The organism is Tenacibaculum todarodis (assembly GCF_001889045.1).
Classification (GTDB): domain Bacteria; phylum Bacteroidota; class Bacteroidia; order Flavobacteriales; family Flavobacteriaceae; genus Polaribacter; species Polaribacter todarodis.
Window position 1 is genome coordinate 3,001,936 of record NZ_CP018155.1, and the last position, 17,278, is coordinate 3,019,213.

The following is a 17,278-nucleotide window of genomic DNA, read 5'->3' on the forward strand; positions in this document are numbered from 1 at the left end:
CTATGATTAGTTTAAAATCGGAAAATCGTGATTTAGAGAGTCTAAGTAATCTTTTTTATAAAAGGATTAAAGATAAAATTGAATTAAAAATTGAAGACAATAAAGCAGTATTAAATACTTTTGTTACAGATAAAACAAACAAACCTTTTGGTGACTTCCTTGAAAAAGAAATTAAAGATTTAATTACTTTGTCTTTAGATGATTTGATTATTAAATTTAAAGATGAATTACACGATTTATGTGAAAATAATTATCAAACAATAAATAAAAAATATACTCCATTCAAGAAAGCTCTAAATTCAGTCTTATTTTATGAAGCACAATATTCTTGGAAAGCTTATCAAACAGCAATAGAGATTGATGTAAATACCTGTGTTTATTGTAATAGAACATACATTACAACGGTAGGCGATGATAGTAAAAAATTTGTTAGAGGAGATTTTGATCACTTTATGCCAAAATCTACTTATCCTTATTTGCGCTTTTCTTTTTTCAACTTAATTCCATGTTGTGTGATTTGTAATAGAAATGCAAAAAAAGCAAAAGAAACCTCAATAGAAAATAACATATATCCATATAAAGAAGGTTTTGATAATAATACTGTATTCACATTTCTTCCGAATAATTATAAAGATATAATTGGTAAAGGAAAACCTGTCGTCGATTTTCTTTTTCTTGGAACTGATGAGCATAATAAAAAAGCTAAAAAAAATATTAAGCTATTTAGATTAAAAGAACAATACTCGATTCATTCACAGGAGCTAAATGACATTATTAATAAACGTCGAGTTTTTTCAGATTCTTATTTAAAAGACTTACAAAATAGCTATCCTAAATTACTAAATAATTTTGAAGATGCCTATTTATTAGCTTTTGGGAAAGAGTTTGATTTGGTTAAAGATGAAAATAGACCTCTATCTAAACTTACTAGAGATATAGCTGATGAACTCGGAATAATAAAAAACAAATATGACTAGACCACAAACCATACAAATATTTTTACCAGACGGTTCGCCAACAAGTATACGTGAAGCAGAAATAACCAATAGATTAGTAAAAGCTATTTTATTTCCAAGAAATAAAATGCAAGAAGTAGTCAAACGAGACATGGTACATTTTACAGGCGTGTATTTTTTGTTTGGTAGTACCGAAGATGGTGCAAAACCTATAGTGTATATTGGAGAAGGCGAAGATTGTTTTACACGTATACAATCGCATAACCGTAAAAAAGACTTTTGGACACATTGTGTCATCATAACAACAAAAACAGATGAGTACACGAAAACAGATGGGAAGTACTTAGAGCATTATTGTTTAGCTAAAGCAAAAGAAATTGGTAGGTATATTACAGATAACGATACGGGTTCTAAAAAGCCTTCTATAAGCGAAAGTAGAGAGTATGATTTGTTAGATAATTTTGATACAGCCAAAATATTATTAGCAACTTTAGGATATCCAATCTTTGAAGAGAAACGAAAAGCGAAAAGCCCTAAAGAACTCTTTTATTGCACAGGTAAAAATTCCTCTGGAAAAGGAGAATTAATTGACGACGGATTTTTAGTTTATAAAGATAGTATGGCTACAAATAGGATTACAGATGGCGCAGGTAAATGGGTAGATGTTCTAAGAAAAAAACTATTGAATGAGAATATAGTTACCTTAAGTAGTGAGCATTTAATATTTCAACAAGATTATATCTTTAATTCACCAAGTGCAGCTGCTGCGGCATTATTAGGTAGAAATGCAAATGGTTGGACTAAATGGAAAAATAAAGATGGTAAAACATTGGATGAATTAAAAAGGAATTAATTAATTTTAAAACTAATGTTTTTTTTATATATCTTTGATGTAATTCATTTTTAAACAACATCGTTTAAGCGATAACTTTAAATTGTTTTATAATGAATCATATTATTAAAAAAAATGCTAAAATTGCCTGGGAAAAGGGTGATAAGCATAAAGCATATACTATTGCTTGGGAGTTGCCTATAGAAGAGTTTTATCTATGGATAACAAAAAATAAGAAAGGAATTGTTCTTTCTAAAGAATTTTTCTCAGACTTTCTTATTCTACTTAACCCTAACTGGATTAATAAACCCAATTCTAATTTATTAATTGAGTACTATTTCTCAAAACGTTGGTTTGCAGAATCATTTGAGGGTTTGTTGCTAAATAATGTATCTGAAGTTTACTTGAACGGTGTAAAAAAATCTTTTAGTTTTTTAGACTTAGAACGGTTAATCTTTTTAGAGAATTTAAAATTCCTCCCCCAAAACTTAAAAGTAGAGTTGAGCTATTGGCAATTTTGGTACCAACAACACAATGATTATTGGAATCCAGTTATTCAATATTTTGAAAATAATAAGAGTTCAGGTTTAGATATATTAATAAATCTGATTGTTGCATTTGAAAAGCGTTTTTTTGAAACTAAAAGTCAATTAGATATGCAATATGCAGGTGAAGTTTTAAGCGTTCTAATTGCTTATATACAGCATTTAAATATTTTAGATTTCTCCATTACTCCAGAGAAAGATGATATTTTTAAAAAATATTACTCATTTTTAAATAGTAATAGGCAAGAGTGCTTATTCGATTTAGGAAATAAATACATACAAGTAAGGGAGAATATTATAAGATACGCTCTCGAGGATGGGTTAGAAATGAAGGAAATGAGTTTAGGTGAGTTTTACTTTATTGAAAATGAAGAATATAATAAAAAATGGGAAAAAGATGGAGAACGATATATTTTAAATGAGAATTATTACTACAGTCGTGGTGATGAATATTTTTCTGTCTTAGAAAGTGAAGGTAAAATAGAATATGCTAATAATCATGCAAAGGAAGAAAATAGAAATACTAAGGCCAAAAGATTTGGGATTGAATTAGCGGTTAAAGATTTGGGGTTGTTAGATAAAGACATGCCAGAGGGAAGACCAAAAATTAAGAATGTTATTTCATTTTTAAATACTCATGCTAGAAATGTATATGAACGAATTGAAAAACCACTTTTCGCGTTAAAGGATTTTTCTTTTCAAATGACCTACCAAGAAGCTGTTAATTACAGATTACTTCAAACTAAAAAGATTATGGAGCCGATTTTTGCTTATAATATTGTTTCGCTAAGTGATATGTCTGATAGGTTTGGTGATTCTATAACAATTAAGCAAATGAATTGTTTAACTAATGATTTTTCTTTTAAGTGGAGTAGTAAAACATTTGATCCTTTTAATTTGTTCTTATCATTATGGCAAAAACCTTTTATAAAACTAGGGCAATTGGTTATTTCTCCTATCAGTATAATTAGTGCATTTACAGGTTTATATGCAATTACAGAAAGTATATTGAAAAATTATAAACCCAATGAAGGCAATATTATTGAGAAAATATTGCATAATAATTTAACTAGAAATGATGGTGTGTGGAAATCAGAAACTAATTGGCAAGAGTGTAATGGAGATTCTAATGGAGATGCAGATGTTATTCTAGAAGATAATGAATACATTGTTTTAATGCAATTAAAACGTACCTCTCAAAAAACAGATTTAAGACAATTAGCTTCTCAAGTTCCTCAAGATAGAAAAGCAATTAGCCAACTAAAGAAAGCTCATGAGCATATTGTTAATAAGGGTGAAAAAAGAAAAATAAAGTTGTGGTATGTAACTACTGCTATGGAAAAAATAGGTGTAGAGGAACAAAATGTTCGACGTGTAAATTATCAAGAATTATTACAGTTGCAAAAAATGTATTTTTCATCTTTAGCGGAGTTAATAAATCGAATAGAAAAATAAATTTAGGAAAACATAATTTAGAGAGGTTTTAAGGCCTAATCTTAACTCTATTATTATGAATTATAATTTTATTCCAAGTGTTAATTTCCATTTATGGGAACCATGTAATATGCGTTGTAAATTTTGCTTTGCAACATTTCAAGACGTAAAACAGACAATCTTACCAAAAGGGCATTTGCCAGAAGTTGAGGCTTTAGAGGTTGTCAAAAAAATAGCAGCAGCAGGGTTTGAAAAAATAACCTTCGCAGGAGGAGAACCTTTGCTTTGTAAATGGTTGCCGAATTTAATTAAAACAGCAAAACAATTAGGTATGACTACTATGCTAGTAACTAATGGTAGTAAGTTAACTGACGAGTTTTTAATAGATAACAAACCGTATTTAGATTGGATTGCTCTAAGTGTAGATAGTTTAGAGGATGAAAGCAATATTAAAATAGGTAGAGCAATTACAGGGAAAAAACCATTAAGCAAAGCGTATTATTATGATTTAGTGGATACTATTAAAAAGTATGGCTATGGTTTAAAGATTAATACGGTGGTTAATAAGGTAAACTATAAAGATGATCTAACCGATTTTATTGAATACGCTAACCCACAACGTTGGAAAGTACTACAAGTATTGCCAATAGTTGGACAAAATGATAATAAAATTGAAGAATTTAAAATTACAACAAAGGAGTATAATTATTTTTTTAATACACATAAAGACTTAAAAGCTATTGTTCCAGAATCAAATGAAGAGATAAAAGGAAGTTATGTTATGGTAGATCCTGCAGGACGTTTTTTTGATAATGCACAAGGGATACATAATTACAGTAAACCAATTTTAGAAGTTGGTATTCAAGAAGCTTTAAAAACAATGAATTATGATTTTTATAAATTTAAATCAAGAGGCGGTATTTATGATTGGTATAATAATTAGCATTTTAAGAGGTAATGAAGTTTATAATTTTTTTTAAAGTATGTTTTATAGCTTTTTGAGAAAATTCTTCTTTTGTAAGAATTAGTGTGATTTTTAATTCAAATTTTGTCTATATTGAATTGTTTAAAGGTGAGGTAATTTAGCCTGTAGATAAAAACATTTTGTACACCTAAATTGACACCTTAAAAAATAAAACCCTGTAAATAAGCTATTTACAGGGTTAAAAGTGGAGACGCCGAGAATCGAACTCGGGTCCAAACAAGCAGTTCAAAAGCTTTCTACATACTTAGTTCTTTCTTAATTTTCGTCTAAAAACTGATTAAGAACAATCTGTTATTAGCTTATCTTCTTTAGTTTCAAAAACCTGCCAAAGCGTCAAGTTTTCTATGTTTATTTTTACGATGCCCAAAAGTGAAACGCCATAAACCAAGGCTGTTCGTGGACATAAAGCTTGCACACCTTGTGTGCCTAGGCCAATCCTACTATGATTCGGATTAAGCAGCTAAAGCGTAGTTATTCTCGCCGTTTAAATTGTTGAAATAAGTTTTACGAGCATCATTTCAGTCCTCGGTATGCTTACGTTATCCCTGGTCTTGCTGTCAAAACCAGTCGTCCCCAATATGTCAAAGAAAGCAAAAGTTGTGCCTGTTTTTTTGGGCGTTCGAGCGGGCTTTCACTACTCGCTGTTTCGTGCCTCAACGAGCTCAAACAAACCGTTCAATCCCTAACGCAACTTATTTGCGGGCAACAAAGATAACAAAACACGTTTGTACAAACCTATAAAAAACAGTAAATTCGCCACACTTCAAAAACAAACAGACAGTATGAAATTCGGAATTATAAAAGAACGTAAAAATCCACCAGATAGACGCGTAGTATTTTCACCAGAAAAATTACAAGAAATGCAACAACAATTTCCAGAAGCAGAAATTGTGGTAGAAAGTTCAGATATCCGTATTTTTTCAGACGAACAATATAAAAAAGCAGGATTTACAGTAACAGAAGATGTTACAAATTGCGATGTTTTGTTAGGTGTAAAAGAAGTTCCGTTAGAAAATTTAATACCTAATAAGAAATATTTTTTCTTCAGTCACACCATAAAAAAACAACCTTATAATAGAAAGTTGTTAAAAGCGATGTTAGACAAAAATATAGAGCTGTTTGATCACGAAACCATTACAAAAGAAAACGGAGCACGTTTAATCGGTTTTGGACGTTATGCAGGTTTAGTAGGTGCTTATAACGGATTTAGAGCAATAGGTTTAAGAGAAAACACCTTCAGCTTACCAAAAGTAGAAAACTTACCAGATTTAGATGCTGTAAAAGCCGAACTAGATAAAATTACACTTCCAAATTTAAAAATCTTGCTAACCGGTACAGGAAAAGTTGCTTATGGTGCAAAAGAAATTTTAGATCATTTAGGTATTAAGCAAGTTTCAGATGCTTTGTATTTAACTTCAAAATTTACAGAACCAGTTTATTGCATGGCAGATGTTATGGAATACGCAAAACGTAAAGACGGTAAAGTAGGAGAGAAGTTTGCTTTTTACAAAGACCCAACAGGTTACGAAAGTAATTTTATGCCGTACGCAAAAGAAACAGATTATTTTATTGCAGGTCATTTTTACGGAAATGATGCACCATATTTATTCACTAGAGAAGATGCAAAACATACCGATTTTAATATAAAATATGTAGCCGATATTTCTTGTGATGTAGATGGCCCAGTAGCTTCAACATTAAGAGCTTCAACAATTGCAGATCCTTTTTATGGTTATAATCCACAAACAGAAACCGAAACAACTTTTAAAGATGAAAATGCAATTACAGTAATGGCAGTAGATAATTTACCATGTGAATTACCAAAAGACGCAAGTGAAGGTTTTGGAGAGATGTTTTTAAAACATGTAATAGCAGCATTTTACAATAAAGATAAAGACGGAATTTTAGCTCGCGCAAAAATGACAACTTCGGGAGGAAAACTTTCAGAAAGATATAGTTATTTACAAGATTATGTAGACGGAAAAGAATAATTCATGCTTCAAGACAAACAATTTTTAATAGATACAGCCAAAATGAAAATGCCTTACGGTAAATACAAAGGTGTGTATTTGTCAGACGTTCCAGAAGCATATATTGTTTGGTATAAAAACCATGGTTTTCCAAAAGGGAAACTCGGGAAAATGATGGGTTTTGTTTATGAATTAAAACTAAACGGATTAGAAGATATTCTTAGAAAAGTAAGAGCATAATGAAACCCGCTGAAGAATATATCTTAACACGCCCAGAACCTTTTAAATCTATTTTATTGCATTTGCAAATTGTAATAGAAACAAACTTTCCAGAAGTTGAGTTAAAATTTAAATGGAAAATACCAGTCTATTATTTAAATGGACATCAATTATGTTATATAAATGCTTCTCTCAAAAAAGGATTTGTAGATGTTGGTTTTTGGGCTAAAAATATTCTAGAAGAATATTCAGATGTTATGGTCTCAGAAGGTAGAACTGTTGTAAAATCGTTACGTTATACTTCAATTGAAGATGTTGATAATGAGCTTCTTTTAAAAGTATTAAAAGAAGTTAGCTTACACAGCCACAAAGGGTTTTATAAAAGATAGTTTTTACTGAATTAAAAACTCCAAAACTACATTACCGTCAATAATTAAATAAGCTTCTTTGCTTGATTTAGGAGGAATTATTTTAATAAAACCAGTTGACTCTTTAAAATTTATTTTTGGTTTTTGAGAGTATCTACTACCTTTAAAACCAACAAATACTTTTTGAGTACTCTTTAAATTTTTAATCTGAAATTCAATATAACCTTCTTTGTTTTTCTTAATAACTCCACTTGTTGGGAAAACTAAAGTTAAGTTAGTGTTCAAAAACTTGTGATTATATATAGGTTGCTTGTAAAATGCTGTTTTACTTAATCTTTTTACTCTCAATTGCCAAATAGTTTGTTCAGGGAAATGAGTAAAGAATAATTTTTCCGTCGGAATATCAAAAAAGTAATTCGTAAAACTACGTTTCCATTTTCCGTTTTCTTCGTGTCCAGCTCCCCAAGTTGCATCAAAATAGCGCCATTCATCATTAATTTTTACTGCATTCCAAGCATGATTTGCGTTAAAAATAGGTATTCCTATTTCTTGAGGTGAGTTTCTTATATAACCTTTTATAAATTCATTTTCTATTTTAAGAAGTGTACAGATTTTAGCGAAAACTCTTGCGTAACCTTCGCAAACAGCTTTTTTAGAAGAAAGTGTTTCAGAAACAATTTGATTATTTAACGTTGTTATTTTTTGCTGCTTTTCCTCTTCCGAAGAATAACTAAATGAGTAGCTGGTTTTAGTCGGGCTGTAATATTCGGCTAAATCATAACGGATGTTTTGTGTTAACCAAATATAAGTAGCTCTTACTTTTTCTGTGTCTGAATTAAAATCTTCTGAAATTAAGTCGGCTAATTTTTCAGCAGAAATAAATTTAGGGTAACTTTTTACTTTTGCATCAACGGTACTAAAATATTGTGCATCAGCAGTAGAAATTGTAATCAGAAAAAAGAAAAAGAAAAGTTGTTTCATATTTGAAATTATATAACAACTTTGTTGAGCAAAAATTGTGCCTATAAATTATTCACAGTTTTCCTAATAGCAACCAAATTAGTTAATAATTTCTCTAAGTAGTTTAAATCTAACATGTTTGCTCCGTCAGATTTTGCGTTTGCAGGGTCAAAATGCGTTTCAATAAACAAACCATCTACGTTATTTACAACTCCAGCACGTGCAATAGTTTCAATCATGTCTGGTCTTCCACCTGTAACACCGCTTGTTTGATTTGGTTGTTGTAAAGAATGTGTAACATCTAAAATTGTAGGAGCAAATTCTCTCATTTCAGGAATTCCTCTAAAATCAACAATCATATCTTGGTAACCAAACATAGTTCCTCTATCGGTTATCCAAGCTTTATCAGAGCCACTATCTTTTACTTTTTGAACCGCGTGTTGCATGGCAGCTGGACTCATAAATTGTCCTTTCTTTAAATTAACAACCTTACCAGTTTTTGCAGCCGCAACTACTAAATCGGTTTGCCGAACTAAAAAAGCAGGAATTTGTAAAACATCTACATATTGAGCAGCTAAAGCAGCATCAGACACTTCATGAATATCGGTAACTGTTGGCACGTTAAAAGTCTCAGAAACTTTACGTAAAATTTTTAAGGCTTTTTCATCTCCAATTCCGGTAAAACTATCAATTCTACTTCTATTAGCTTTTTTAAAACTTCCTTTAAAAATATAAGGAATCTCTAATTTATCTGTAATAGAAATTACTTTTTCAGCAATACGCATTGCCATATCTTCACTTTCTATGGCACAAGGACCAGCAAGTAAAAAAAAATTATTAGAATCTGTGTGTTTTATATTTGGAACTAAAGATAAATTCATTGTAAATATTTTATGCAAAAATACAAATTTTAATTAGCTCTATTAAATTGATATTAAAATCAATTTTTAAAAAAAGCATAAAAAAAACCGCATTCAATTAAATGAATGCGGCTAAATTATAAGAATTTTATGCTATAATAATTATTTAATTGTAAAAGATACTCTTCTTACTAATTGTCTAGCTTCTTCTGAGTTCTTGTTTACAGAAGTATCTTCACCTTTACCATTGTATGATAATCTATTTGAAGAAATACCCGCTGCAACTAATACATCGTATACTTTTTTTGCTCTTTTTGTTGATAAAGATTGGTTGCTATTTGTGCTACCTAACTCATCTGCATAACCAGTTAATTCAACTTTAGTAGAAGGGTTTTCAGTTAAGTATTTAGCTACATAGTTAACAGCTTCTAAAGAATATTTTTGGATAGTACTTTTACCAAAGTCAAAATATACATTTTCATACCCTTTGTTTAATAATTCTTTAATAAAATCTACTTTAGGAGCAACAGTAGTTTTTCCTTTTTTAGAATATCTATTATCTAATTCAGTAACTAAAGCAGCTTTGTTATAATCGCTTTTAACACCTGTTAATTTAGCAATTTTAGCTTCAGCAGTTTTTAAACGATTTTCTAAAGCCGTTAACTCGTTAGTTTCTTCAACAGTAGGTTCGTTAGATTCAACATACCAATCTGCATGAGTTTTTTCTTTACCTAAGTAGATGTTAAGACCTACTGAAGCATTAAATAAACCACCATTAAAACCATTACGAGAAGTTCTTCCATTTCCATCAAAAGATATATTTTGGTATAAATGACCAACAACAGAAGCGTCTAAGAATAAAGCAACACGATCTGTTAATTTAACTTGTGGAGTTACACCAAAAACAACATTTATCATTCTGTCCTTTGGAGCATTAGGTTGGTAAGCTTTAAGGTCAGATAAACCAACACCACCATGAATTAATAAGTTAATTCTTTGCGTCCAGTCTCTAAATCCTAAGATTTCACCTGCATTAACAACACCTTCTATAGTTCCTCTATAATAATCAGTGTCAAAAGGCTTTCCTCCGTCAGCTTCAGAAAATTGATTAAATCCGAAATCTACACGTAAACCAAATTTTTCGTTAATCATGTATCTTCCACCAATATTTGCTTGCCAAAAATCTGGAGTATCAGTTCCATATCCAGAAGACAATGGGAAAACTGGTTTGTGTACACCAACACCTAAATCTATAGACCATTGATTAAATTCTTGTGCGTTAGCTTCTGTCATTGTACAGAATACTACAACTAATAATAATACTATTTTTTTCATAATTATTTTATTTAAAAAAATTTTCGAGGCGCAAAGATAGCTATAATGTTAACATTGACTATGTTAAATTTTATTATTTTTTTTGTAAATTTTAATGCTTTAATGTTAAGAAAAAAGTTGTTTTATTGTTGAGGTGAAAATCTTCAAAAACACGTATTTTAATTAGCTATCTTTAACCTTTTAAAAATGTATTCAAAATGAAAAAAATCACATTAATTTTAAGTGCCTTAGTAGTTTTTATTTCTTGTAAAGAAACTAAAAGTGTAACCAGTCAAAAGAAATCTAACGTTGTAGAAAAAGCACAAGCTACAATAGATAGTGTAACGGTAAGAAAACACTTGTATACTTTAGCTTCTGATGATATGGAAGGAAGAGGAACAGGAACTCCAGGAATAGAAAAAGCAGCAGTTTATATAGAAAATGAGTTTAAACGTATTGGTTTAAAAACGTTTAAAGACTTGGCAGATTATCGTCAAACATTTACATTTAAAAATAGAAGAACAGGAGAAGATATTACGAGTAGTAATATTATAGGTGTTTTAGAAGGTAAAAGTAAAAAGGAAGAAATTGTAATAGTTTCTGCACATTACGATCACTTAGGAATGAAAAAAGATGGTGAAGGAGATTTAATTTTTAATGGAGCAAATGATGATGCTTCTGGTGTAGCAGGAGTTTTAGTGTTAGCCGAATATTTTAAAAGCGTTGGAAACGAAAGGACAATTGTTTTTGCGGCTTTTACAGGTGAAGAAATGGGCTTAATTGGTTCTACAGAATTTGGAAAAGGAATTGATGCTTCTAAATTTGTTGCTGGAATTAATTTAGAAATGATTGGTAAAACACCAAGTTTTGGGCCAAATACTGCATGGTTAACAGGTTTTGAACGTTCTGATTTTGGTAAAATAATTCAGAAAAACTTAGAAGGAACAGGTTATCAATTATTTCCAGATCCATATAAAAAATTTAATTTATTTTTTAGATCAGACAATGCTTCTTTAGCGCGCTTAGGAGTTCCATCTCATACATTTTCTACAACACCAATTGATGTAGATAAAGATTATCATAAAGTATCTGACGAAGCAGCAACTTTAAACATGACTGTGGTTACCCAAACTATACAGGCAGTTGCAAAAGGAACTGAAAGTATTATTAACGGAAAAGACACACCAACAAGAGTAGTAATAAAAGAGTAATTGCGTAATTCGCATTTTTAGTATTGGTTATTTTTTAAATTGTTAAAATTTTCACAATATTTTTATTATATTCGTGAGATTTTAATTTAAAACCCTCAATTATGAAAAAACTACTTTACGCATTAACTTTACTATTACTTATTGCTTCATGTTCTAATGATGAAATTCTAGAACAACAAACAATAGATAATCAAGAACTACTTTCAAGAGCTGATATCAATAAAATTATAGATAATTCACTTCAAACTACAGGAGATTTCGATTGGTCAAAAGCCGATGCAAAAACTATTTATAGTGCTGTTAAATTAGGTGATGGAATTCTAACAATTGGTTATGGTTATTCTTCTGATGAATTTGCTAAATCATCATCTTCAAAAGATGTAAAAGATGATATTCTAAATGTTATTTACAAAACGGAAGAGCTAAGTAATACAAAAGCTAGGAGTGAAGCAGAAATATTTTCACATGAAGATATAAATGTATTTGATATTCAAATTAAAAACTTTGCAACTGTAGAAAAATTATTAAAACAAGGAAGAGTTAGATACATAGAACCAACAGGATATGATTATTTTAATGAGCAAGAAGTACAAGCTCGTTCTTCTAGTTCTTCATCTGGTTCTGGTTGCGGTTATGAGTCTTCAACTTTATCTTCAGCAGATTATAGAACTATAGCCCCAGGATCAAGAGTTCCTTGGTCTTTTGATGCACATAACATTCCTGCAGCATGGAATCATAGTACAGGAGCAGGTGTAACTGTAGCTGTAGTAGATTCAGGATTATCTCCTCAACAAAGCTTAATGAACCAAGATTTTAACGATGGAGATTCTTCAGGAAGATTTGTTCAAAAATATGGAACCTTTGTAGATTCTTGGTGGTCTTGGTCTAATAATTACGACGGTGTGCACGATAAATGTGGTCATGGGACAAGCATGGCATCAGTAGCAACTGCGCCAAGAAATAATAACAATTTACCAGTTGGTGTAGCTTACAATGCAAATTTAGTTTCTTATAGAGCAGTAGAAAATGTAATAATTAACGATTATCACGAAAAAAGAGGAGTTTCAGAAGCTTTAACAGCTTTAGGAAAACGTAGCGATGTAAAAGTAATTTCTATGTCAATAGGTTCTCCATTTAGTATTGGTAAAGTAAAAGATGCCGTAAGATATGCGTATGGTAAAGGGAAAATGATAATTGCAGCAGGCGGAACATCAACAAGTTTTACAACTTGGTACGGAGTAATTTTTCCAGCAAGTATGAGCGAAACGGTAGCTGTAACAGGTGTAAAAGAAGGTCAATACAGTAAATGTGATGTTTGTCATACAGGTTCTAAAATAGATTTTACGGTACAAATGCAACGTACAAATGGTACAAGTAATAAAGTGCCAGTTTTAAGTTATTATAACGGTCAAGCAGATTATGTAGGCGGTTCTTCTGTGGCAACGGCAACAACAGCAGGTATTGCAGCGTTGGTTTGGGCAAAACACCCAACTTGGTCGCGCACACAAGTATTAAATAAAATGAAGCAATCTGCAGATTTTTATCCAAGTAAACACTCTAAATATGGCTATGGAAACATAGACGCTTTGGAGGCGGTTCAATAATAAACAACTAACTGAACCTAAAAGTCTTGTAAGAAATTGCAAGACTTTTTTTATTTTTATGGAATAATTTTTGCTTTATATTTGGGCGTTCGAGCGGGCTTTCCATTATATCTTTTTTTGAGAAAAACAAAAAAAGGATGTCATTACAATCCCTAACGCAAAACCGAGCAATCAATAAAAAAAGAAAAAAATGAAACATTTAAAATACCTTTTACTATTCTTAGTTGTAGCCTGTTCATCACCAAAAATTGTATATGATTATGATACACAAGAAGATTTTACAACATATAAAACCTTTAATTTTTTTAGTGATGCAGGAAAAGGATTAAACGATTTTGATATAAAAAGAATAGAATCAACTATAGAAAATACACTTAATAAACAAGGTTTAAAATTATCAGAAACACCAGATTTTTATATTAATTATTCATCTAAAGAATTAGAAAAAGAAGAAGACAATAATGTAGGAGTTGGAATTGGAGGAGGAAATGGCGGATTTGGAATTGGTGTTTCAACCGGTATTTCACTTGGTGCAGAAAAAAGGTTACAGCAATTAACAATAGATTTTGTTTCTGCAAAAGAAGATCAACTATTCTGGCAATCTATTTCAGAAAGTTTATTAAAAGTAAAAGCAGCACCAGAAGAAAGAACTAAACATTATCAATCTTTACTACCAAAAGTGTTTTCTGAATTCCCTCCAAAAAAGAAAAAATAATGGCCTATAATGAGTTTTTAGTTGATAGAGTAGCTCAGTTTTTTAGAGAAAAAAGTATTCATTTTAATGCTAAAAAAATGTTTGGCGGATTTGTTTTTATGATAGACAATAAAATGTGTGTTGGAGTAATGAAAGACCAAATCATGGCTAGAATTAATCCTGATATTTTTGAAAAATCTATATTAAAGGAAGGTTGTAAACCAATGGACTTTACAGGAAAAAAAATGAAAGGATTTGTTTATTTAAGTGATGAAGCCATAGATTTGGAAGACGATTTACATTATTGGTTGCAACTAGCATTAGACTTTAATCCGTTAGCAAAAGCAAGTAAAAAAAGAAAATCCTCTAAAAGTTAATTTAGAGGATTTTTTTATATTGTAATAAGAGTTTTCTTAAAACTGATATTTTACAGAAAGTGCAACATCAGAATTTAAACCGCTTAAACCTCCAGAAATTCCAATTTCTGGTCTGTAATCTACAGAAAGTAATATTGGAGTATCAAAATCATATTCAATACCAACAACACCTGCAGCATAAATTCCAGTTCCTCCAGCTGAAACTATTCCACCACCAGCACCAGCGTACCAGTTAAACTTGTCTTCTAAATTCCAAACCCATTGGTATAAACCAGTTGCTTTAAAATTTGTAAATTCATTAGCCAAACCTAAATCAATTTCTAAACGATTGTTTTCTCCTAATGCTCTTTGGTAGGTAATTTCTCCACCAACTCCGTTTCCACCACTAAAGCGTAAACCGATTGCGTTTTCAGAAATATCTTGTGCATTTGCAGAAAAAGCTCCTGCGATAATTAATCCTAAACTTAAAAGTATTTTTTTCATAATTGTATTTTTAATATGAGGTTGCAAATATACAACGCTATTTTACATTAATTCTAATTCCTTCACTATTACTACTAAATTCTGGAGCATACATGCTTTGTATTGTTGTAATTCCGTTGCTAAAGTTACCAGCATTATTTACACGAACATCGTATTCAAAAACATAGACTCCTTTAGGTAAACGATCAAAAAAGAAATTTGTTGCCGCATCTTTTGTACTTTCATAATATCCCAAACCATCTTGCCATTTATATTGGGATAAAACATTTATAGGTTCTACTCCAGAAGCTCGCATGTCTTTCATATGAATAAATTCTATTGCTCTATCTACACGTAGTTCTATGCGAACAGTAATTAAATCACCTATATTTAATTCGGTATTCTCTTTAATTTCTTGTAATTCTTTTCCTGTATCTGAATTTACTTTTAAGAATAGTTTTTTCTTCAATTTTAAAGGAGTTTCAGCTGAGGTTATTTTTGTCTAAATCTTCAAAATATTGCCAATACAAACCGCCCCAAGCAATTCCATTTCCTTTTTTAGCAATTGTTACATCTGCCATTTTTGGTGTAATTTCTTGTGCATTCCACGACGTTTTAAAATAACCAGTTCCAGCTTCTATTGCAATGTCTTTCATTTTTGAAGGTTCAATTTTTATATCACCTAAATTAATATCAACCATATCAGTTATAGAAATCCAATCGCTTCCGTTTAATAATAATGCATATACAGCTTCAGATGTTGCTTTGGTAGTTTTCCAACTATTTGTTTGCTTATTCTTTAGCAGCCAGATTTTTAGATTATCGATATTATTCAGATTCCTCTTCGCACTTTCAGGCTCATTCGGAATGACACCAACTTCAGAAAACGTTTCAATCATCAATGCTTGTGTTTCTACAGGTGCTTGATAATAGTAATAACCAGCAGTGTTTTCTTTCCAATACATTCCTAATTCATCAGAAGTAATACTATTTTCTTCTAGCGATTTTACAATTTTATTGGCAATAGATTTTTCTCCAGTTCTAAACTGAATCAATGCAATTTGCCCTTTGCGTACAAGTTGTAATCGTTCCAATAAGTTGCAGATTGTTGTGTATAATAATCAACAGCTTCTCTGGTTTTCTTGTTGAATTGTTTATCAATATAAAAACTACGCATGTATAAATATTGTAAAGCGAAATAACTTAGATGATTTTGTTTTAAGAATTCCTCATACTTTTTCTGACCGTTTTTAGCTTTAATTTTTGCAGCTCTTTTTAATAAATCGTCATATTTTTCAACAATTTCTTCATCCAAAAATTGAACAGCTTTATCAAGCATTTGTTGTGTGTCTTTGTCTAAATCTGTTACACCTAATTTTTGTAAATGCCCCAAAACCAGAAGCAATGTAGTTTGTAATAAAAAGCACTCGGATATCTTCCGCCTTTAAACCAAGGGAAACCACCAGAATTCATCTGAATTTCTTGTAACTTCTTAATAGATTTTGATTGCTCATCCTTCATTTTCGATAAATCGAACAACAACGCAATTCGTTTCTTTTGTTCCGTTTCCGATTGCGAATCACGCAACCAAGGCGTTTCTTGAATGATTAACGATTTTAATTCTTGATTCTTCTCTAAATTACTTAATAAAGCATCCGAAGATTTTCCATTGAGTAAAAACTTCTTGAATTTTCTGATTCGAATTTGCAACATGCGTAGCCAACGTATTTGCGTAATATCTAGAGAAAGTTTGCTCTGCACATTCATATGGATATTCCATTAAATACGGTAACGCTTGTATTGCGTACCAAGCTGGATTAGACGTCATCTCCAAACGTTAATTTATGGTTACTTAATGTTGATGAACTGTTATTCTTCAACTTATCTAACGTAAATGTTTTTGTCTGATTTGAACGAATCCACATTGGTAACGTTTTCTGTAACCAGCATTCTGTTTGTTAAAACAGGCAATGCATTTTGTTCTCCATCGGAAAAATCGCCAGCTTTTGCAATTACTTTATATTGAACTGCTCCAATGTTTTCAGGAATTGATAATGTCCAAGAAACATTTGTGTTTCCGTTTTTATCTACTGTAAAGTTTTTGTTTTTCTCTAAATTGTTTAAAGCGGTATTAATTTCTGCGCCAGTAATTGCATTGGTAAGTTGTAATTGCGCAAAACCATTTAATATTTTTCTGTTAAATTACTGATTTTAGAACTGAAGATAATTTTATCTCCTTCACGTAAAAAACGAGGTGCATTTGGTACAACCATTAACTCTTTTTGCGTTACTGCTTTTAATGTTTTAGTTGCCGATTGCAATGTTTTTGTATGTGCTAACAATTGCAATTTCCAACGTGTTAATGCTTCTGGAGCTGTAAATTTAAAACTCACGTTTCCTTTTTTATCTGTTTGTAACTGCGGAAAAAGAAGGCGGTTTCTTGGAGGTTTTTACGTGCTTTTACATTAGCTAACTCCGAATCTAATT

General features: G+C 30.8%; 20 protein-coding genes and 1 other RNA gene. 11 read left to right on the forward strand and 10 right to left on the reverse strand.

The window, feature by feature from the left end:
* The first annotated feature begins 2 nt into the window (after nt 1-2).
* The 4 genes from LPB136_RS13585 to LPB136_RS13600 all read left to right on the forward strand — a co-directional run bounded on the left by LPB136_RS13585 (nt 3) and on the right by LPB136_RS13600 (nt 4,710).
* Complete coding sequence (locus LPB136_RS13585; protein WP_072556845.1) at nt 3-977, forward strand: hypothetical protein; 975 nt, start codon at nt 3-5, stop codon at nt 975-977.
* Complete coding sequence (locus LPB136_RS13590; protein WP_072556846.1) at nt 970-1,809, forward strand: GIY-YIG nuclease family protein; 840 nt, start codon at nt 970-972, stop codon at nt 1,807-1,809. The genes LPB136_RS13585 and LPB136_RS13590 overlap by 8 nt, the downstream gene beginning before the upstream one ends.
* Nucleotides 1,810-1,901: 92 nt before the next feature.
* Nucleotides 1,902-3,788, forward strand: coding sequence for a hypothetical protein (locus LPB136_RS13595; RefSeq protein ID WP_072556847.1), 1,887 nt, complete (start codon nt 1,902-1,904; stop codon nt 3,786-3,788).
* Nucleotides 3,789-3,843: 55 nt separating this feature from the next.
* Nucleotides 3,844-4,710 (forward strand): viperin family antiviral radical SAM protein, encoded by an 867-nt coding sequence (locus LPB136_RS13600; protein WP_072556848.1) that lies wholly within the window; start codon nt 3,844-3,846, stop codon nt 4,708-4,710.
* Nucleotides 4,711-4,934: 224 nt separating this feature from the next.
* Here the strand turns inward: LPB136_RS13600 and ssrA are convergent.
* Nucleotides 4,935-5,327, reverse strand: a transfer-messenger RNA (tmRNA) gene (gene ssrA, locus LPB136_RS13605).
* A 207-nt stretch (nt 5,328-5,534) separates the two neighbouring features.
* Between ssrA and LPB136_RS13610 the strand changes: the two genes are divergently transcribed.
* From LPB136_RS13610 to LPB136_RS13620, 3 genes are read left to right on the forward strand one after another with little or no spacing between them, the layout of a single operon-like run.
* Nucleotides 5,535-6,743 carry an NAD(P)-dependent oxidoreductase gene (locus tag LPB136_RS13610; protein WP_072554183.1) on the forward strand — a complete coding sequence of 403 codons (1,209 nt, stop codon included), beginning with the start codon at nt 5,535-5,537 and terminating at the stop codon, nt 6,741-6,743.
* Nucleotides 6,744-6,746: 3 nt separating this feature from the next.
* Complete coding sequence (locus LPB136_RS13615; RefSeq protein WP_072554184.1) at nt 6,747-6,962, forward strand: DUF3820 family protein; 216 nt, start codon at nt 6,747-6,749, stop codon at nt 6,960-6,962.
* Nucleotides 6,962-7,330, forward strand: coding sequence for a DUF1801 domain-containing protein (locus LPB136_RS13620; RefSeq protein ID WP_072554185.1), 369 nt, complete (start codon nt 6,962-6,964; stop codon nt 7,328-7,330). The genes LPB136_RS13615 and LPB136_RS13620 overlap by 1 nt, the downstream gene beginning before the upstream one ends.
* Nucleotides 7,331-7,333: 3 nt before the next feature.
* Here LPB136_RS13620 and LPB136_RS13625 read toward each other — a convergent pair whose 3' ends face one another.
* The 3 genes from LPB136_RS13625 to LPB136_RS13635 form a co-directional block, all read right to left on the reverse strand.
* A complete protein-coding gene (locus tag LPB136_RS13625; RefSeq protein WP_072554186.1) occupies nt 7,334-8,290 on the reverse strand; it encodes a transglutaminase domain-containing protein in 957 nt (318 codons plus the stop codon).
* Nucleotides 8,291-8,331: 41 nt separating this feature from the next.
* Nucleotides 8,332-9,150, reverse strand: coding sequence for a 3-deoxy-8-phosphooctulonate synthase (gene kdsA / locus LPB136_RS13630; protein WP_072554187.1), 819 nt, complete (start codon nt 9,148-9,150; stop codon nt 8,332-8,334).
* Between the two features lie 141 nt (nt 9,151-9,291).
* A complete protein-coding gene (locus tag LPB136_RS13635; protein ID WP_072554188.1) occupies nt 9,292-10,464 on the reverse strand; it encodes an OmpA family protein in 1,173 nt (390 codons plus the stop codon).
* A 197-nt stretch (nt 10,465-10,661) separates the two neighbouring features.
* Between LPB136_RS13635 and LPB136_RS13640 the strand changes: the two genes are divergently transcribed.
* From LPB136_RS13640 to LPB136_RS13655, 4 genes are all read left to right on the forward strand, one after another.
* Nucleotides 10,662-11,654: a M28 family peptidase gene (locus LPB136_RS13640; protein WP_072554189.1), complete on the forward strand. Its 993-nt coding sequence runs from the start codon at nt 10,662-10,664 to the stop codon at nt 11,652-11,654.
* Between the two features lie 101 nt (nt 11,655-11,755).
* The gene (locus LPB136_RS13645; RefSeq protein ID WP_072554190.1) at nt 11,756-13,258 is read left to right on the forward strand and encodes a S8 family peptidase; all 1,503 of its coding nucleotides are present in this window, start codon (nt 11,756-11,758) and stop codon (nt 13,256-13,258) included.
* Between the two features lie 190 nt (nt 13,259-13,448).
* Nucleotides 13,449-13,973 (forward strand): DUF4136 domain-containing protein, encoded by a 525-nt coding sequence (locus tag LPB136_RS13650; protein WP_072554191.1) that lies wholly within the window; start codon nt 13,449-13,451, stop codon nt 13,971-13,973.
* The gene (locus tag LPB136_RS13655) at nt 13,973-14,329 is read left to right on the forward strand and encodes a TfoX/Sxy family protein (RefSeq protein WP_072554192.1); all 357 of its coding nucleotides are present in this window, start codon (nt 13,973-13,975) and stop codon (nt 14,327-14,329) included. Before LPB136_RS13650 ends, LPB136_RS13655 begins: the two co-directional genes overlap by 1 nt.
* Before the next feature lie 36 nt (nt 14,330-14,365).
* Here LPB136_RS13655 and LPB136_RS13660 read toward each other — a convergent pair whose 3' ends face one another.
* The 6 genes from LPB136_RS13660 to LPB136_RS14170 all read right to left on the reverse strand — a co-directional run bounded on the left by LPB136_RS13660 (nt 14,366) and on the right by LPB136_RS14170 (nt 17,184).
* Nucleotides 14,366-14,812 (reverse strand): porin family protein, encoded by a 447-nt coding sequence (locus LPB136_RS13660; protein ID WP_072554193.1) that lies wholly within the window; start codon nt 14,810-14,812, stop codon nt 14,366-14,368.
* 37 nt (nt 14,813-14,849) lie between these two features.
* Complete coding sequence (locus tag LPB136_RS14150) at nt 14,850-15,260, reverse strand: alpha-2-macroglobulin family protein (protein WP_072556849.1); 411 nt, start codon at nt 15,258-15,260, stop codon at nt 14,850-14,852.
* A gap of 13 nt (nt 15,261-15,273) precedes the next feature.
* Entirely contained in the window at nt 15,274-15,885 is a 612-nt protein-coding gene (locus tag LPB136_RS14155) for a hypothetical protein (protein WP_237267399.1), read from the reverse strand.
* Nucleotides 15,843-16,184 (reverse strand): hypothetical protein, encoded by a 342-nt coding sequence (locus LPB136_RS14160; protein ID WP_072556851.1) that lies wholly within the window; start codon nt 16,182-16,184, stop codon nt 15,843-15,845. Before LPB136_RS14160 ends, LPB136_RS14155 begins: the two co-directional genes overlap by 43 nt.
* Nucleotides 16,163-16,504, reverse strand: a complete 342-nt coding sequence (locus LPB136_RS14165) for a hypothetical protein (protein WP_237267400.1) — start codon at nt 16,502-16,504, stop codon at nt 16,163-16,165. The genes LPB136_RS14160 and LPB136_RS14165 overlap by 22 nt, the downstream gene beginning before the upstream one ends.
* A gap of 470 nt (nt 16,505-16,974) precedes the next feature.
* On the reverse strand, nt 16,975-17,184 hold the full coding sequence (locus tag LPB136_RS14170) for an alpha-2-macroglobulin family protein (RefSeq protein WP_072556853.1): 210 nt from the start codon (nt 17,182-17,184) through the stop codon (nt 16,975-16,977).
* Nucleotides 17,185-17,278 lie beyond the last annotated feature (94 nt).

Excerpts from the sequence above, each read along its gene's own strand:
- LPB136_RS13600 (WP_072556848.1), top strand. The coding sequence starts at position 3,844 with ATGAATTATAATTTTATTCCAAGTGTTAATTTCCATTTATGGGAACCA.
- LPB136_RS13650 (WP_072554191.1), top strand. The coding sequence starts at position 13,449 with ATGAAACATTTAAAATACCTTTTACTATTCTTAGTTGTAGCCTGTTCA.
- LPB136_RS13585 (WP_072556845.1), top strand. The coding sequence starts at position 3 with ATGATTAGTTTAAAATCGGAAAATCGTGATTTAGAGAGTCTAAGTAAT.
- LPB136_RS13590 (WP_072556846.1), top strand. The coding sequence starts at position 970 with ATGACTAGACCACAAACCATACAAATATTTTTACCAGACGGTTCGCCA.
- LPB136_RS13620 (WP_072554185.1), top strand. The coding sequence starts at position 6,962 with ATGAAACCCGCTGAAGAATATATCTTAACACGCCCAGAACCTTTTAAA.
- kdsA (WP_072554187.1), bottom strand. The coding sequence starts at position 9,150 with ATGAATTTATCTTTAGTTCCAAATATAAAACACACAGATTCTAATAAT.
- LPB136_RS13655 (WP_072554192.1), top strand. The coding sequence starts at position 13,973 with ATGGCCTATAATGAGTTTTTAGTTGATAGAGTAGCTCAGTTTTTTAGA.
- LPB136_RS13640 (WP_072554189.1), top strand. The coding sequence starts at position 10,662 with ATGAAAAAAATCACATTAATTTTAAGTGCCTTAGTAGTTTTTATTTCT.
- LPB136_RS13635 (WP_072554188.1), bottom strand. The coding sequence starts at position 10,464 with ATGAAAAAAATAGTATTATTATTAGTTGTAGTATTCTGTACAATGACA.
- LPB136_RS13610 (WP_072554183.1), top strand. The coding sequence starts at position 5,535 with ATGAAATTCGGAATTATAAAAGAACGTAAAAATCCACCAGATAGACGC.
- LPB136_RS13625 (WP_072554186.1), bottom strand. The coding sequence starts at position 8,290 with ATGAAACAACTTTTCTTTTTCTTTTTTCTGATTACAATTTCTACTGCT.
- LPB136_RS13645 (WP_072554190.1), top strand. The coding sequence starts at position 11,756 with ATGAAAAAACTACTTTACGCATTAACTTTACTATTACTTATTGCTTCA.
- LPB136_RS14165 (WP_237267400.1), bottom strand. The coding sequence starts at position 16,504 with ATGTTGCAAATTCGAATCAGAAAATTCAAGAAGTTTTTACTCAATGGA.
- LPB136_RS13595 (WP_072556847.1), top strand. The coding sequence starts at position 1,902 with ATGAATCATATTATTAAAAAAAATGCTAAAATTGCCTGGGAAAAGGGT.
- LPB136_RS13660 (WP_072554193.1), bottom strand. The coding sequence starts at position 14,812 with ATGAAAAAAATACTTTTAAGTTTAGGATTAATTATCGCAGGAGCTTTT.
- LPB136_RS13615 (WP_072554184.1), top strand. The coding sequence starts at position 6,747 with ATGCTTCAAGACAAACAATTTTTAATAGATACAGCCAAAATGAAAATG.